The organism is Candidatus Ruminimicrobium bovinum (genome assembly GCF_902760015.1).
Lineage (GTDB): Bacteria > Elusimicrobiota > Endomicrobiia > Endomicrobiales > Endomicrobiaceae > Ruminimicrobium > Ruminimicrobium bovinum.
In genome coordinates this window covers 1-17,009 of record NZ_CACWEU010000048.1, presented here as the reverse complement: position 1 = coordinate 17,009, position 17,009 = coordinate 1, and the positions used below count along the sequence as shown (strand labels likewise).

Genomic DNA, 17,009 nt, shown 5'->3' with positions numbered 1-17,009 from the left:
TCTCCTCTAAATAAGACTATTATCTTTAAAACTGTAGTAGCCGTTATTTGTAATTATAAGATGGTCAAGCAAAACGACATCTATTGTTTTTAATGCTTTTACAACCGCCTCTGTTGCTATTATATCATTTTGTGAAGGTTTACAAGAGCCCCCGGGATGATTATGTGCAATTATTGCCGATGTTGCATTACATTTTAATGCAAGTTCGGCAATTTTTCTGGGATATATGGCGGAACGATTTACAACCCCTTTACTTACCGGCAGATGCAATAAAATTTTATTGGAAGCATTTAAAAACAATGCATATATTATTTCATCTTTTGAGAAACCTATATTTGTTTGGAAAAAAGTTAAAACATCCTGCGGAGAAGAAATTTTTTCTTTTTGCTCCATTTTAAGTTGTGCATATTTCAAAGAAAATTCATTTAAAAATTTTATAAAAACTGCAGAATGTTCTTTTATATTTTTTGTTGATGAAAGTGTTTCGATATCAGCATGTAATACCTGTTGTAAACTTCCGAATTTTTTTATAAGTTCTTTTGCCAAAGGTTTTGTATCTTTGCGAGGAATAACAAAAGTTAGAGCAAATTCCAAAATTTCGTAATCCTGCCAGTCGGAAAATTTAGTTTTTTTAAATTTTTCCTTTAATCTTTGTCTGTGTCCCAAATAATGTTTTGTTAATTCTTCTTGCATATATATTTATTTGTCATCGGAAATTTTATATCTTTTATAAAAGAAGTTTTTGTTACTTTTGTAGAAATAGGCGATTGCCTTCTTTTATATTCGCTTGAAAACAATAATTTATAAACTTTATCAAGAGTTTTTTCTTCTATGCCGGAATTTACAATTTCGGAATATGTCATATTCTTTTCCAGTATTTTTTCCAAAACATCATCCAAAATATCATATTCCGGAAGAGAATCGGAATCTTTTTGATTTTCTCTAAGTTCTGCCGTCGGCGGTCTTTTTATAATTTCAACGGGAATAACATTTGATATCGTATTTCTGTAATTTGAAAGTGCATAAACGTCTTTTTTTAACAAATCTCCTATTACCGAATACCCGCCTGTCATATCACCGTATAAAGTGCTGTAACCTACGGCATCTTCCGACTTATTACATGTGCACAAAATAAAATAACCGAATTTATTTGAAAAAGTCATTAAAACATTTCCTCTGATTCTTGCCTGTATATTTTCTTCGGTTAAATCCTTTTTTGTATCCTTAAAAACCTGAGGACATTCATTTATATAAGAATTATAAATATTATCTATGGGAACCGTTTCATATTTTATTTTTAAATTCTTGCAAAGTTTAATTGAATAATCCATAGATTCTTTTGATGTATATTTTGAAGGCATTAAAACACCCAAAACATTATCACTGCCCAAAGCATCGACGGCTATTGTTGCAACAAGTGCCGAATCAATTCCGCCGCTTACACCTAATGCAACTTTTTTAAACCCGTTTTTGGCGCAATAATCTTTTAAGCCCAAAATTAAACAATTATATATTTCTTCTTCATTATTTGTTTTTTGTTCAACATTAATATCAACTTCGGTATCGGTAATCAAAAAATCTTCTTCAAACAATTTTGCAATCTTATTAAAATTACCGTTTTTTAAAACGGAAAAGCTTCCGCCTTCATAAACATATCCGTCTTGTGCGCCTGCCATATTGATATAAAAAACATTTACGGATTTTTCTTCCGCAACTTTCTTTATAAACGTTCTTATTTGTTCAGGTTTGTTTTTATAATAATATCCGCCTGCCAATATTATAAGATTATCGGTTAATAATATATTTTTATCTTCGCAAATAAACGAAACATCCTTTATATCATCTGCTAAAATGCAATAAAATTTTTTATTTTTTATTTCAAAAACAATATTGGAAACATTATTTATTTTATTATTTTCAATAAGGAACGGAACATTTTTTTTATTTTTATCAAAAGCCGTAACTAATACCGGAATTGAACTTTTTTGTTTTATACCTTCAAGAACTTTAGCGACATCATCGTGAAAATTTTTTATTACGGAAAGACTTTCTATATTACCGCCGAATACGGCATTTTTAGGGAACAAAACAATATCTGCCGAATTTTCTTGTGCTTTAAACACATATTGTAAAATTTTATTTTTATTATTTTCCAAATTTCCTACGGTTGAGTTCAATTGAGCCAATGCAATTTTCATTAAAATACAGCCTTTTTTCTGTTTTCTTTTTTTTGTGTATTTATATGTTTCTGTTCTAAAATTTTTTCTTTCGCTCTTTTACTTCTTTTCCTTTTTTGTCTTCTTATTTTTTCTATTTCTTTTTGTTTTTTACTTTTCTCTCCAAGCATTTTTTCTTCAACAATATCCGCAAGTAACTGACGAGCTTTGTATCTGTTTAACAATTGAGTTCTGTATTTCTGGCATTTTATTTCTATGCCGGTTGGAATATGTTTTAAATAAACACATGTAGCAACTTTATTTAAATTTTGCCCTCCGTTACCGCCGGAGTGAATAAATTTTTCTATCAAATCTTCTTCTTTTATATTAAATTTAATAAATTTACTTTGAAGTTCCGTTTGTTTTGCTATACTTACACCAAAGTCTATCATAAACAAACACCCGATGATATTAAATTTTCTTTTAAATTTTTTAATCCCGTAAATTTATAAGCCGATATTCCTTCTTTTCGGGCTGCTTGTATATTTATATCAAGATCGTCCGTAAAAAAAAGTTTTTCTGGTTTTATATTATAAAAATTTATAACTTTTTGATATATTTGTTTTTCGGGTTTTCTGCAATGCATTAAATGAGAAACATGAAGTGCTTTAAAATTTTTAAAAAAATCCTCATTGTTTTGTTTTATAAAATTAAAATGTAAATCGTTAGTGTTTGACAGAAGAGAAACATTGTATTTTTTCGACAGTTCACAAATAAAATCCATTACATCTTTATTTGCCGTAAAAATATTGTTCCAAACATCACAAAATTTTTTATAATCCAATTTCAAATTTAAAAGTTTTTTTACCTGTTCATACAGTTCCGGTGAAGATATTTCACCTTTTTCATAAGCAAAAAATAATTCGTCATTTAAATGAATAAATTCGTCTGCACTGCAAAATTTTTCCGCATTCGTTGAATTTTCACGAAAAGCTTTTGCAAGTATTTCCAAATCATAATCAAAAATAACTTTTCCCAAATCAAATATTATAACTTCAACAGATGACATTTATTCCTCTTAGTTTACACAGATAGTTTACACGGTTATTTGCAGTTATGTTGTTTAAATAACGTTTTATCCCTTAATTGCGCCGGCAGCTATTCCTTTAACGATATGTTTTTGCATAAATAAATATATTATAACGATAGGAATGGTTGCTATTGTTAAACCTGCCATTAACAAAGGATAATCGGTCATGTGTGTTCCCTGGAAAACCATTAATCCCCTTTGAATAGGCATTTTTGATGTGTCTTGTAAAACAACAAGTGCCAATAAAAATTCGTTCCATATATTTAAGCACTGAATTATAACTAAAGTTGCAATAGCAGGTTTTGCAAGAGGCAAAGCTATTCTCCAATAAATACCAAACCTTGAACAACCGTCAATTAAAGCGGCTTCTTCTATTTCTTTAGGTAATTCTTCAAAAAAAGATTTTAATAAAAATAGTCCAAACGCTATACCGCCGCTTATATAGCATAACAACAAACCTGTTCTTGTGTCCAATAAATGAAGACTTTTAAGTAAAAGGTATAAAGGAACAAAAGCACCCGGAATAGGAATAAGCAATGTTGAAATTAAAAGATAAAAAAGAATATTTTTCCCCCAGAAATCAAGCCGTGCAAAACCGTAAGCGGCCATAGATGTAATAAGTACTATTGCCGCAACGCCTACTACGGTATAAATAACACTGTTTAAAAAATACATTCCGAAATCCGCCGTAAGGAAAGCATCTTTATAATTTACAAATTGCCAGGTTTCCGGCAATAACGACATATTTGTAAAAATTTCACTCTGTTTTTTTAATGATGAAGAAATCATCCAAAATACAGGAAACAAACAAGTTAAAGATACCGCTATCAATATTATGTGCGTGAGCGAATTTAAAATATTCTTTTTTAATTTAAAAAAATTCATTTTATATACCTGTTATTTATTAATTTTTTTACTTGCATATAACTGTATCATCGACACTATCAATAATACCAAACCGAATATAACCGCCATTGCAGTTGAATAACCGAATTCTCCGTTATTCATATATTGGTAAATTTTTGTTATCGGAACATCTGTATGTCCAGCAGGACCGCCCTGTGTCATTGAATATATCAAATCAAATATTTGCATTGCACCCAAAATTGTCAATATTGTAACCATTGTAAATACAGGTATTAAGGAAGGAACGGTTGTATTTATAAACTGTTGCCATTTATCCGCTCCGTCAACTTCTGCTGCCTCATATAATTCCGTAGGAATTGTTTGTAAACCGGCCAAAAGAATTATAAAACCGTAACCGAAACCTTTCCACATGTGGACAACGGCAACGGAAGATAAAGCCGTTTTAATTTCGGAAAGCCATGCAAAATCACTGAAAGAAGTAAAACCTAATGAAACAAGCCAGTTATTTAATATACCGAAATTACCGTCATATATAAACTTCCAAATTAAACCGACAACAATTCCGGAAAGAACAGGAGGCAAAAAGAATATTACTCTGTAAATATTTTCCCCTCTTATTTGTCTGTTAACAAGCAAAGCAAGCAATAATGCCAAACCGTTTTGTAAAGTTAAACAAAGCAATGTAATATATCCGGCATTTAACATTGATTTCCAATATGCAGGGTTATTAAATATAATATGTTTATATTGAGCAAAGCCCACAAAAATCATATCTTTATCAATACCGTTCCATTGATAAAAACTTAATTGGAAAGTTCTTAACAACGGATACAAATTAAAAACCAAAAACAAAATTAACGCCGGTAATATAAATACCATGTTAAAAGTTTTTTCTTTTGAGGTTGCTTTCATCATTTTGGATTACACCTACTTTTTTACTTTTTAGTTTGTCTTTCTTTTTCACCTTGAATTTCGGCAATTGCCTGTTCAGGTGTTTTTTCACCTATAACTACGGATTGTAAATTTAAGTTAATATAATTTGTAACCTGCCATGCTTCCAAAACAGGTAATGTATCAAATGTTCTGTTTACACTTTCGGAAAATTTCTTTAAAATATCCGGTAAATCCTGTGCGGCATCCTTATTTGAAGGAATATTTAAAGTTTCTTTTGCCAAAAATACTTGTTGCTCTTTTTGTGTAAACCATTTTAAGAAAGCAATTGCTTTTTCTTTTCTCGGAGACATTTCATTAACAAATAAAGAAGAACCGTCACCTCCGAAAACAAGCAACGGATATTTGGCATCCGGAAGTTCCGGAGGATACATAAGCCCGTAATTTAATGAAGGATTCATCGATTTATAAACATTAACTCCCCAAGAACCGTTTAATGCCATGGCAGCTTTTCCTATTGCAAATGTTCTTTCCGCATCTTTATTTACCATTGTAACAATTCCAGATGCAAACATTTTATTATCTTTCATTTCTTTAAATAAATTGAAAATTTCCAACCATCTTTTATCGGTATAAGGAATTTTCCCTTTAATCGTATCAATTATCCCTTCTTTACCGAATAAGCTCCATTGATAAGAAGCAGCAAAAGAACCTATAAGCCAAGCTTCACCGAAACCGCAAACAAAAGGTTGAATGCCTGCAGCTTTTAATTTTTTACCGGCTTCAATAAACTCTGCCCATGTTTTAGGAGGTTTTTCAGGATCCAAACCTGCTTTTGTAAACAAATCTTTGTTGTAATAAATCATCAATGTGCTCACATCAAGAGGAACTCCGTATATACCTGGCTTAACGTTCCATTCATTGTTATCCGTAAACATATTTTGTGTTAATGATTTTTCAAAGAATACATCTTTCCAACCGTCATTCATAGCATCGGTTAAATCTGCAATATAACCGGCATTTATGTAAGAAGCCAATTCTCTTTTATCCGCTATTGGGTTAAAAATATCCGGAAGTAATTTTCCGCTTGCGGCTGCCGTTATTTTATTTTTATAAACATCCGTCGGTGCATAAGTTTCAAAAACAACCTTAACACCTGTTTGGTCAAAATATTTTTTTGCAAGCGTTTCAAAAGCGGCTTGTCTGTCAGTCATCCAATGCCAAATTTTAACGACATCCGCATTATTATCATTACCGCTTTTCCCGGAACCGCCTTCCTGATTTTGAGAACAAGCTGCAAGAAAAGATATACAAACCGCAAGTGATAACACTATTTTAAAAAAGGATTGTTTTTTTAACATTATTTTCCCCCGTATTGAATAACAATAATTACTGATTTTAGCAAATTTTACATTTTACAGTCAATTAGAAAATTTGCAAAGCAAATTTTAGCTGATAAGCTGAGAAATTGAAGAGCTTATAGTTTAACGACAATACCGACATCTTACAGCTTAAAGTTTCAACTGATGATATGCAGTATCCGGCTCAGCTGTCAGATAGGAAAATGCAAGGTATTTTCCACATCAGCTGTCGTTATCATTTGACAGGTATTTGATATTTTTAATAGAATAGTGGGGTATGTAATATTTTAAGGAGTTCAGTTATAATGTTGACAAAATATAAAGGCAGCGAACTTTTTGTAGAAAACATATCAATTACAAAACTTGTAAAAAAATATAACACTCCGCTTTACATTTATTCTCAAACAAAAATAGAAGATAATTTTAAAGCTTACAAAGACGGGTTTAAAGGTATATCAAATATAGTATGTTATGCAATGAAAGCAAATTCAAACCACACGATATTAAAGCTTTTATCAAAACTCGGATGCGGTGCCGATATCGTTTCCGGCGGAGAACTTTATAGGGCATTAAAAGCGGGAATTAAGCCGCAAAAAATAGTTTATTCGGGAGTAGGTAAAACATCAAAGGAAATAGAATATGCTTTAAAGAGCAATATTCTAATGTTTAACGTTGAATCTTTTGAGGAATTGGAACAAATAAATAAAATTGCAGGTAAATTGAAGATAAAAGCAAAAATTTCTTTCAGAGTAAACCCTGACGTTGATGTTCATACACATAAATATATAACTACGGGCAAAAAAGGTAATAAATTCGGTATACCTTATGAAGATGCTTTTGATTTTTACATAAAAGCATCTAAAATGAAAAATATAGAAATTGCAGGGATAGACAGTCATATAGGGTCACAACTTTTGGAAGTAAAACCTTACAATATTGCTGCTTTAAGAATATCAAAATTGATAGATAAACTGGAAGAAAGCGGAATAAAAATAAAATATATCGATATCGGAGGCGGTTTGGGAATAAAATATACTTCTTCCGATAAACCGCAAACACCGGAACAATTAAAAAAAGCAGTAATGAGCATTTACTCAAAATATAAAGACAAAACAATAATTATCGAACCTGGAAGGTCTATAATAGGTGATGCAGGAATTTTAACGGGACAGGTTATTTATAAAAAAAATTCAGGAACGAAAAATTTCATTATCACCGATATTGCAATGACGGATTTGATAAGGCCGGCATTATATGAAGCTTATCATGAGATATTGCCTGTTAAAAAAACAAATAAAAAACAAATAATTGCAGATATAGTCGGGCCCGTTTGCGAATCAAGTGATTTTATTGCAAAAGACAGAAAAATTTCATCATTGGAACGGAATGATTTTATTTCCGTGGAATGTGCCGGCGCTTACGGTATATCAATGGCAAGCCAATATAATTCAAGACTTATAGGAGCGGAACTTTTGGTTAAAGGTTCAAAAGTTAAAGTAATAAGAAAAGCAGATAAAAAAGAAGATTTAATATCAAAAGAAGTAAAATAAATTTTAAGGAGAATTTATGTTTTCAGGCAGTTTTACAGCGGTAGTTACACCTTTAAAAAACAATAAAGTTGATTTTGATGCTTACAAAAGAATAATTGACATGCAGATAAAAGCAGGTATTACCGGTATTATTCCGTGCGGTTCTACCGGAGAATCGGCAACATTATCGCATAGCGAGCATGATGAAGTTATAGCAAAGGCAGTGGAATTTTCAAGCGGCAAATTAAAAGTTATTGCCGGAACAGGTTCAAATTCAACCGCAGAGGCAATAAGGTTATCAAAACATGCTCAGGAGGTAGGTTGTGACGGAGTGTTGCTTGTTGCACCATACTATAACAAACCTACTCAAAAAGGTTTATATCTTCATTACAAAGAAGTTGCAAATGCAATAAACATACCGGTAGTTCTCTATAATATACAGGGACGATCTGCAGTAAATATTGAGCCGAAAACAATAGCACAACTTGCAAAAGATTGCAAAAATATTGTTGCCGTAAAGGAAGCATCAGGTTCTCTTGATCAAATGTCTCAAATAAGGTTACTTGCTCCCGAAATGGACTTAATTTCCGGAGATGATGCTTTAACAGTTCCGATAATGGCTATCGGCGGAACGGGTGTTATTTCCGTATTATCAAACATTTGTCCTAAAGTTGTTGCCGACTTAGTTAATGCAATGTTAAAAAAAGATTTAGATAAAGCAAATGAAATTGCTTTTAAATGGTTACCTTTGGTAAAAGCAATGTTTATCGAAACAAATCCTATTCCGGTAAAAGCCGCAATGGCTATGATGGGAATATGTTCCGATGAAATGCGGCTTCCTATGTGTTCATTGTCGGATGAACATAAAGAAAGCTTAAGAAAAACATTAAAAAGTTATAACTTAATTTAACGTATAATGTAGAATGCAAAATGTATAATTTCGGTAAAAATTCACTTTGTGAATTTAGTTTATAAGTTTATTAGGTTATAGGGTTATAAGTTATTTTTTTAGTTTTTGTTTGTAACCTATAATCAAGTAACCTTATCACCTTATAACCTGTTGTTATAAATTATACATTATAAATCATACATTATACATTGAAATATAATTGGAGTATAAAATGATTAACATAATAGTTTGCGGGGCATGCGGCAGAATGGGAAGCGCCATAATAAATATGGCAAAACAAGATAAAGTTTTTAATATTATTGCAGGAACAGAAATTGATTCAAGCCCTGCAATAGGAAACAAAAATCCGTCAATAATAAAATCAAGCGATATGGAATCCGTAATAAATTCCGGTGATATAATAATAGATTTTACAATTGCTTCAAATACGATGAAAAATATAGAAATTGCACTTAAAAAGAATGCAAAACTTGTTATAGGAACAACAGGATTAACCGATGATAACAAAGAAGTTTTAAAAAAAGCATCAGAAAAAATTTCGATAGTTTTTGCACCTAATATGTCAACCGGAATAAATCTTTTACTTAACACTGTTGAAAGTATTGCAAAAAAAATTCCGGATTACGATGTGGAAATAGTTGAAATTCATCATAATAAGAAAAAAGATTCCCCCTCCGGAACAGCAATAAGACTTGCAGAAGCCGTTGCCGCAGGACATAAAAAAAGTTTAAAAGATGTAGCAATATACGGAAGGCATGGAGCACAAGCATTAAGAAAACAAGGTGAAATAGGTGTTCATGCGGTAAGATTAGGTGATGTTTGCGGCGACCATAAAGTATATTTTGCAAGCGAAGGTGAGGTAATAGAAATATCACATAAAGCAACTTCAAGGGCATGCCTTGTTGCAGGTGCGTTAAAAGCAGCAAAATGGCTTTACGATAAACCTGCAGGGCTTTACGATATGCAAAATGTCCTTGATTTATAGAATTAGGGCTGAGGAGTTTGTTTTAAAAATCGCTATGCGATTTTTAATTATAAATTATAAAATTGTAATATTAAGGGGGGTTATGAAATGAAATACGTATGCAAAGTATGCGGTTGGACAAGCCAAGACGGAGCAAAGCCGGACAAATGTCCTATATGCGGTGCACCTGCAGATAAAATTGAAGCAGTAGCAGAAGGTGAAAAAACTTATGCAACCGAACATAAAATAGGTGACGGACAAGTAGAAGATAAAGAAATTGTTGAGGGCTTAAGAGCAAATTTTAACGGAGAATGTTGTGAAGTTGGAATGTATTTGGCAATGTCAAGAGTGGCAGAAAGAGAAGGTTATCCCGAAATTGCGGATGCTTTCAAAAGATATGCTTTTGAAGAAGCCGAACATGCGGCAAAATTTGCTGAATTGTTAGGTGAAGTTGTGACAAATTCCACAAAGAAAAATCTTGAACTTAGAGCTCAGGCAGAACACGGTGCATGTGCCGGTAAAATGGAAATTGCAATAAAAGCTAAAAAACTAAATTATGATGCAATACACGATACGGTTCATGAGATGGCAAAAGACGAAGCAAGACACGGTAAAGGTTTTGACGGTTTATTGAAAAGATATTTCAAATAAAAATTTCAGCAATTTAAAAAAAATTGAGGAGAGTTCATATACATCTCCTCAATTTTTTTATTAAGATTTTTCTGCTTTTTGCAAAATTTTGTCTATTTGCAAGATATTTTCCTTCTGTAAAACTTTATCTATTTTTAAAACATTATCCTTTAATGTGTCAATGTACGAATAATTTAAAGGATAGTTGCTTATTACAATTTGTTCTATATTCAAATCTTTTGCTAATTTTTCACCGATATCCGTTCCTGTCTGTAAATTATCTATAACAACCTGAACATTATTTTTTTCTATTTTTTTTGCTATCTTTGTAATTTGTGCAGGAGATACATTTTTGGGTTTTCCGTATTCGGCTATAATATCACATCCTAACCACTGCATAAAATCGGTAAGTTTGTTATTACAAACTATTTTTTTATTATGATATTTTAAACTTGCTCTTACAGAAATTTGTGAAGCTACATGATTTACTCTATAAACATACTTAACCAAATTTTGTTCATAAAATTGTTTATTATCAGGGTCCAAATAACCGAACATTTCGGCAATTTCTTCGGCAGCCCTGATATTTATATAAGGAATCATCAAATTTCCCTCCGTTTTTAACTCCTTATATACTATTGATAAATTACCCATTTCATATTTTATACGTTTAGCCCAATCCTGCCAATAATGATATAAAATAATGTTACTTCTTAACATTCTTGTAAGAACAGCCCTGTCAAGTTCATAATTATCTGCAGATACTATGGGAGGAACTATCAAAGTTAACTCCAGTTTATCGGAACAAATTTCTTTTAACAAAGAATATAAATGTGAACTTGTTACACTTACTTTAATTTTCCTATGCGGATCAAATGCAAAAGAATTAACATTCAAACCGACAATCAAAAATAAAGCGATAATTTTAATTAAAAATTTTTTCATTGTTTGTTTTTATTCTCATTAGGTTTTTTATTTATGAATCTGTATTCAACTTCATCTTCGGCAATAACATTAAGAACAAATTTTGATTTTCTTTCCAAATAAGAAGGTTTATTCTCAAGATAATATAATCTTTTTTTATATTCGTCATTTTGTTTTGTTAAAACTTTAACATCACGATTTAACTTATAATACTCTATATAATTTTTATAAATTTTTATTGCCGTCCCGTTACAAAAAGCGAGAACAAAAAGAAATAAAATAATCAAGTATCTTAATTTTAAATATTTTTTTATTTTCATTTTAAGCTATAAAACCTCCGCCTAAAACATATTCGCCGTCGTAAAATACCGCCGATTGTCCCGGTGTTATTGACGCTTGAGGTTCATCAAACAAAACAATATCATTGCTTATTAAAGCTTGTGCAGGTTTATGTTGTCTTCTTATTTTTACGGTTGCTTTAAATTCTTTTGGATGTTTTGTTGAAATAAATTTTATATTTTCTATTTTTGCAACCCTTGAAAACACATCCTGTTTTGTTCCTACAACAACAGTATTTGTTGCGGCATCCAATTTTAATACGTATACCGGTTCCGCGGTAGTAATTCCCAAGCCGCTTCTTTGCCCTATAGTGTAGTAAATTAAACCTTTATGTTTTCCTAATTTGTTTCCGTATTTATCAACAATAAAACCCGGTAAAACTTTTTTATTAAAATCCGTAACGGTATTTTGTAAAAAGTCCTTATATGTTGTTTTAATAAAGCAAATTTCCTGACTGTCTTTTTTTGAAGCAACAGGAAGCTTTGCCTGTTGCGCAACGGTTCTTATTTCCTGCTTAGTATAATTCCCCAACGGAAATTTTATTTTAGAAAGTTGTGTTTGATTTAGTCTGTATAAAAAATACGTTTGGTCCTTTTGTAAATCCTTCGGAAGTTTTAATTTATATTCGTTATCGCCGTTTTCTATTATTGCATAATGTCCGGTTGCAAGATAATCGTATCCGGAATTTAAAGCATATTCAAGCATTAAACCGAATTTTATCAGTTCATTACAAATTATACACGGATTAGGTGTTTTTGCAGATAAATAAAAACTGCAAAAACTTTTAATAATTTTTTCCGTAAAATCTTTTTGCAAATCCAAAACATAATGTTTTATTTTTAAAATATCACAAATTGTTTTTGCATCGCAAATTGCATCATCGGAAAAAGAATGCAGCTTTAACGTTACACCTGCAACATCAAAACCCTGCTGCCGTAAAATATATGCAGCTGCCGAAGAATCTACACCGCCTGATAATGCAACCATTACTTTTGTCACTGTGTTTCCTTCTTTTTTGAAACTATTTTATTTTGTATATGGTCTTGAAAATTAGAAGAAAAATAATGTGTTCCGTTTCCTTTTGAAACAAAATATAAATTATCTGTAACAGCAGGATATAAAACGGCTTTTATTGCTTTTGCTCCGGGATTACATATCGGTGTCGGCGGAAGCCCCGAATGCCTGTATGTATTGTACGGTGACTGAAAATTTAAGTCTTCAAGCGTCAATCTTTCCTTATTTATTCCCATGGCATATAAGACCGTTGCACACGATTGCAACCTCATATTTTTTGATAATCTGTTCAAAAATATTCCGGCAATTATCGGTCTCTCGTCATCACTGACGGCTTCTCTTTCAACTATTGAAGCAAGTATTATTATATCTTTTTTTGACATATTCATTTGCTCTGCTCTGTTGTCAAAATCTTTTGTCCAAAATTTATTAAACTCATCAGTCATTATTTTAACTATCTCTTCCGGAGTCATGCTTGGCATAAGGAAATAAGTATTGGGAAACAAATATCCCTCCAAATTTTTTTTCTGTGCCAAATTTATAAACTCAATATCGGAACATACTTTATTTTCATTTAGTATTTCAGCTATCTGTTTTGTCGTCCAACCTTCAGGTATGGTTATTCTTAATTCTTTACTTTCCCCGTTTATTAATTTATTTATTATTGTTAAAGTACCATCTTTTGTATTAAACTCATATAAACCGGCCTTTAATTGTTTAGAGCAATTTTTCAGTTTAATTGTTACAATAAAAAATGTTTTTGAATAAATAATATCGGAATCTTTTAATATTTCGGAAATTTTTTTGGGAGAAGCGCCCTTCGGAATAAACACTTCAACTGTTTTATTTTCTTTAAATACTGTAAAAAATATAACGACAACAATAAAAACAAAAAAAACTGATAATGTAATTATTTTTTTAGCCATAAATCACTCAATTCTGCGGTAATATCAAATTCCGATTCGGATTTTTTATTTTTTATTTTTTTTGAATTTTCTTTTTTATCGTTTTTCAACCACAAATCACTGAGTTCTCTGCTGATAGCGGAAAAATCATCTTTTGACCTTGTTTTTATTATTGTTCTTACTTGATTTTGTTGTTTTGCTCTGTCATAAAGAAATTCCGAAACCGACATTTTTTTTACTCCGCCGCCTATTCTTCTGAAAATTCCTTTATCATTTGTTACAACAACTATATTATAAGGTTTTGATGAATTTTCAACATAGTCAACAATAACATCGTCGGCGGATTTTTGTCCTTCGCTGAAAATTGTTTTTATTCCTTTTATTGTAGTTGTCGTATATCCGTTAAACTCAAACGGATTTTGGCTTTTACAATCAAATACTACCGTTATTGAATTTTTTCCTTGAGGATTATATTTTAAAATAAAATCAATAAGTTTATTTCTGGAAGTTTCCAAACTCCCGGCACTAAACATATCACTGAATTTTATTACATTGTATCCGTCTACCAAATATTCCATATTATTTATTATTCAATAAAAGTTTAATTTTCTCTTCAAGTTTTTTTTGTTCGTTCAGAACATATTTTACGGCATCCGCCACAGGATCCGGTAATTTGGCATGTTCAAGATGATTTATTTCATCACGGGTTTGACCGATACTTACCCTTGCAGGAATGCCGACAGCCGTTGCATTTGCCGGAACATCATGAGTGACAACCGAAGCGGCACCGATTCTTGCATTATCGCCTATTGTAATTGCACCCATAACTATTGCATTTGAACCGACGATTATGTTATTGCCCAAGGTAGGATGTCTTTTTGTTTTTTCAAGGGAAGTTCCTCCGAGAACCACACCCTTATACAACAACACATCATTACCTATTTCGGTAGTTTCGCCTATAACAATTCCCATACCGTGGTCAATAAAAAACCTTCTGCCTATTTTTGCGCCTGGGTGAATTTCTATACCGGTAAAAAACCTTGTTAAATGAGATAAAAATCTTGCTATAAAATAAAATTTATGTTTCCAAAAAAAATGAGAAATTCTATGACCCCAAATTGCATGAAGTCCGGGATAGCAAAATAAAACCTCAAGTACCGACCTTGCAGCCGGATCTTTTTGAAATACCGTTGAAACATCTTCTTTTAGTAAATTAAATTTATCTCTTATACTCATAACCTTTTTATTATACAAATTTTGAATAAAATTTGCTAAAAAACAAATTGGAATTATATTGAAAACAAAAGGGAAATTTTATCGTTTGAAAAACATAAAAATATATATTTTTTATACCCAAAGAAGTTTTAATGACAGTTATATAATTTCTTTTATTGTTTGTGTATCCAATTTATTATCGGAGGAATTTATACCGTAACTTGATAAATCACTTACAATTTTTTCCAAACCTCTGTCGCCTTTAACGGTTTTTTGAAAATCGTTAAATGTTTTATTTACGGTTACTATATTGTTACTTAATTTTGCCATATTTTCAACAAAACTTGCCAATCTTATTTTAAAATTTTTAGCCATGGAAATTATTTTTTCATGGTTTTGAACTTGTCTGTGGACATCCCATAATTTTTCTATAATTTTGATTGTGTGTATCAAAGAAGTTGCCGATACTATTGCAATATCTTTTGACCATGCCGCATTGGTTAAAGAAGGATTGTGCCTTAAAGCCGCAATATAAGCTTCTTCCGGATAAACAAACATCATTGTAAAATCGGGACTTATCGTTTTTGAATTTTTATCAAATCTTTCGTAATATTTTTTACCCGATAAATCGGAAATAAAATTCTTTATTGTTTTTACATGCTCATCTAAAAACTTATTTTTGTCCGTCTCGTTTGTGCAATTACAATATTGAATATACGCATTTAACGGAACTTTTGAATCTATTACAATCCATTTATCACCTGGAAGTTTTATTTGAAAATCCGTTCTTTTATTTTGTTCCTGTTGTTGAACAAAATAATTTACATCTTTTTGTAAATTTGAATTTTCCAATATCGTTTGCAAAATAGTTTCACCGAAATCACCCTTTGCTTTTGAATCGGTTTTGAACATATCTATTAAATTTGAAGTTTGTTCTTTTAATTGATTTCCCTGATTAATTACATTTTTAAGCTCATTTTCGAGTGAACCTTTTGTTTGACTGAATTCTTTCGTTTGTTTTTGAATAGTTTCTTCAAATGATTTTATATTCTTTTCAAACGGCATAACAACATTTTTTAATTCTTCTTTATTGATTGAATTAAGTTCCGTTTTTGTCAATTTTAAAATTTCGTTTGCAACAGTTTGAAATTCCGTTTTTGAATTTGTTAAAAGAGTTTTTTGAAGTTGTTGTAAATTTTCTTTTTCTTTTTCCACATACTCTTTATCTTTGTTTATTGAAAGTTTTTCCCGTTCCAATAAATTTATTTGTTTTTGTTGTGCGGAAATTATTTCCTGATTTTTTAAAATTATCGAATCTTTTTCTTTTAAAACGAAATTTAACTGTTCCAATTTTCCCGATTCTTTTAAAAACACGGCTTCTTTTTCGGCTAAAGAATCCGCACGCAGCTGCTGAGTGACATAAAGTTTTTTTATATCAAAAAATTTTATGATAAATATTGCGGAAACGGCAACAAGAATAATAATTAAACAAACAAGAAGCCATAACATAATTAAAACCTTATAATTCGGATACGGCTTTTTTTAATTCTTCAACTTTATTTGTCTGTTCCCATTTAAAACAATTTCTTCCGAAATGTCCGTAAGAAGCCGTTTTTGTAAAAACAGGTTTCCTTAAATCCAAATACTCAATAATACCTTGCGGCGTTAAAGGAAATAATTTTCTGACAACAGGTGCTAATTTATCACCGGAAATTTTACCTGATTTGTGTGTATCAACCATAATTGAAACGGGCTCTTTTTCCCCTATTGCATAAGCAAGTTGAACGGTACATTTATCGGCAAGTTTTGCAGCTACTATGTTTTTGGCAATATGTCTTGCCATATAACATGCACTTCTGTCAACTTTTGTGGAATCCTTACCTGAAAAAGCCCCGCCGCCGTGTGCTGCCATACCGCCGTAAGTATCAACTATTATTTTTCTCCCGGTAAGCCCAGTATCACCCTGAGGACCGCCTATAACAAATTTACCCGTAGGATTGATAAATATTTTTGTTTTTGAATCAATCCAACTGCCTAAAACAGGTTCTATTATTGTTTTAAAAATTTCTTCTTTTGACTGTTTTGTAATTTGTTTTCCGGTAGAATCCAAAATTTCTTCGGTATGCTGAGTTGATAAAACAACAGTATCAACCCGAACAGGTTTCCAATTTTTATATTCAACGGAAACTTGTGTTTTACCGTCGGGACCTAAAT

Annotated in this window: 19 protein-coding genes; 4 read left to right on the top strand and 15 right to left on the bottom strand. The window is 31.2% G+C overall.

Going from position 1 to position 17,009, the window contains the following annotated elements; all coding sequences use genetic code 11:
* Positions 1-6: 6 nt before the first annotated feature.
* The 7 genes from radC to ACMUOV_RS01715 all read right to left on the bottom strand — a co-directional run bounded on the left by radC (position 7) and on the right by ACMUOV_RS01715 (position 6,365).
* Positions 7-693, bottom strand: a complete 687-nt coding sequence (gene radC, locus ACMUOV_RS01745; RefSeq protein ID WP_413853190.1) for a RadC family protein — start codon at positions 691-693, stop codon at positions 7-9.
* The gene (gene nadE / locus ACMUOV_RS01740; RefSeq protein WP_413853188.1) at positions 678-2,198 is read right to left on the bottom strand and encodes an NAD(+) synthase; all 1,521 of its coding nucleotides are present in this window, start codon (positions 2,196-2,198) and stop codon (positions 678-680) included. The genes radC and nadE overlap by 16 nt, the downstream gene beginning before the upstream one ends.
* Positions 2,198-2,608 carry a peptide chain release factor family protein gene (locus ACMUOV_RS01735; RefSeq protein ID WP_413853186.1) on the bottom strand — a complete coding sequence of 137 codons (411 nt, stop codon included), beginning with the start codon at positions 2,606-2,608 and terminating at the stop codon, positions 2,198-2,200. The genes nadE and ACMUOV_RS01735 overlap by 1 nt, the downstream gene beginning before the upstream one ends.
* Positions 2,605-3,225 (bottom strand): HAD family hydrolase, encoded by a 621-nt coding sequence (locus ACMUOV_RS01730; protein WP_413853184.1) that lies wholly within the window; start codon positions 3,223-3,225, stop codon positions 2,605-2,607. The genes ACMUOV_RS01735 and ACMUOV_RS01730 overlap by 4 nt, the downstream gene beginning before the upstream one ends.
* 66 nt (positions 3,226-3,291) lie before the next feature.
* Positions 3,292-4,131, bottom strand: coding sequence for a carbohydrate ABC transporter permease (locus ACMUOV_RS01725; protein WP_413853182.1), 840 nt, complete (start codon positions 4,129-4,131; stop codon positions 3,292-3,294).
* A gap of 12 nt (positions 4,132-4,143) precedes the next feature.
* Complete coding sequence (locus tag ACMUOV_RS01720; protein WP_413853180.1) at positions 4,144-5,028, bottom strand: carbohydrate ABC transporter permease; 885 nt, start codon at positions 5,026-5,028, stop codon at positions 4,144-4,146.
* Positions 5,029-5,048: 20 nt separating this feature from the next.
* On the bottom strand, positions 5,049-6,365 hold the full coding sequence (locus tag ACMUOV_RS01715) for an ABC transporter substrate-binding protein (protein ID WP_413853178.1): 1,317 nt from the start codon (positions 6,363-6,365) through the stop codon (positions 5,049-5,051).
* A gap of 305 nt (positions 6,366-6,670) precedes the next feature.
* Between ACMUOV_RS01715 and lysA the strand changes: the two genes are divergently transcribed.
* The 4 genes from lysA to ACMUOV_RS01695 all read left to right on the top strand — a co-directional run bounded on the left by lysA (position 6,671) and on the right by ACMUOV_RS01695 (position 10,419).
* Entirely contained in the window at positions 6,671-7,915 is a 1,245-nt protein-coding gene (gene lysA / locus ACMUOV_RS01710; RefSeq protein ID WP_413853176.1) for a diaminopimelate decarboxylase, read from the top strand.
* A gap of 16 nt (positions 7,916-7,931) precedes the next feature.
* Positions 7,932-8,804: a 4-hydroxy-tetrahydrodipicolinate synthase gene (dapA, locus tag ACMUOV_RS01705; protein ID WP_413853174.1), complete on the top strand. Its 873-nt coding sequence runs from the start codon at positions 7,932-7,934 to the stop codon at positions 8,802-8,804.
* 211 nt (positions 8,805-9,015) lie between these two features.
* On the top strand, positions 9,016-9,789 hold the full coding sequence (dapB, locus tag ACMUOV_RS01700) for a 4-hydroxy-tetrahydrodipicolinate reductase (RefSeq protein WP_413853172.1): 774 nt from the start codon (positions 9,016-9,018) through the stop codon (positions 9,787-9,789).
* Positions 9,790-9,876: 87 nt separating this feature from the next.
* Positions 9,877-10,419, top strand: coding sequence for a ferritin family protein (locus tag ACMUOV_RS01695; RefSeq protein ID WP_413853170.1), 543 nt, complete (start codon positions 9,877-9,879; stop codon positions 10,417-10,419).
* 60 nt (positions 10,420-10,479) lie between these two features.
* Here the strand turns inward: ACMUOV_RS01695 and ACMUOV_RS01690 are convergent, their stop codons facing one another.
* From ACMUOV_RS01690 to metK, 8 genes are all read right to left on the bottom strand, one after another.
* Entirely contained in the window at positions 10,480-11,343 is an 864-nt protein-coding gene (locus tag ACMUOV_RS01690) for a metal ABC transporter substrate-binding protein (protein ID WP_413853168.1), read from the bottom strand.
* Entirely contained in the window at positions 11,340-11,642 is a 303-nt protein-coding gene (locus tag ACMUOV_RS01685; RefSeq protein ID WP_413853166.1) for a septum formation initiator family protein, read from the bottom strand. Before ACMUOV_RS01685 ends, ACMUOV_RS01690 begins: the two co-directional genes overlap by 4 nt.
* A gap of 1 nt (position 11,643) precedes the next feature.
* On the bottom strand, positions 11,644-12,660 hold the full coding sequence (gene mnmA / locus ACMUOV_RS01680) for a tRNA 2-thiouridine(34) synthase MnmA (RefSeq protein ID WP_413853164.1): 1,017 nt from the start codon (positions 12,658-12,660) through the stop codon (positions 11,644-11,646).
* Positions 12,657-13,601, bottom strand: a complete 945-nt coding sequence (gene mltG / locus ACMUOV_RS01675; RefSeq protein WP_413853162.1) for an endolytic transglycosylase MltG — start codon at positions 13,599-13,601, stop codon at positions 12,657-12,659. The genes mnmA and mltG overlap by 4 nt, the downstream gene beginning before the upstream one ends.
* Positions 13,586-14,158 carry an NYN domain-containing protein gene (locus ACMUOV_RS01670; protein WP_413853160.1) on the bottom strand — a complete coding sequence of 191 codons (573 nt, stop codon included), beginning with the start codon at positions 14,156-14,158 and terminating at the stop codon, positions 13,586-13,588. The genes mltG and ACMUOV_RS01670 overlap by 16 nt, the downstream gene beginning before the upstream one ends.
* A gap of 1 nt (position 14,159) precedes the next feature.
* Positions 14,160-14,816, bottom strand: a complete 657-nt coding sequence (gene cysE, locus ACMUOV_RS01665) for a serine O-acetyltransferase (protein WP_413853158.1) — start codon at positions 14,814-14,816, stop codon at positions 14,160-14,162.
* A gap of 138 nt (positions 14,817-14,954) precedes the next feature.
* Positions 14,955-16,304 carry a DNA recombination protein RmuC gene (gene rmuC / locus ACMUOV_RS01660; RefSeq protein ID WP_413853156.1) on the bottom strand — a complete coding sequence of 450 codons (1,350 nt, stop codon included), beginning with the start codon at positions 16,302-16,304 and terminating at the stop codon, positions 14,955-14,957.
* Positions 16,305-16,314: 10 nt separating this feature from the next.
* A partial coding sequence (metK, locus tag ACMUOV_RS01655) for a methionine adenosyltransferase (RefSeq protein ID WP_413853154.1) occupies positions 16,315-17,009 on the bottom strand: 695 nt, incomplete at its 5' end.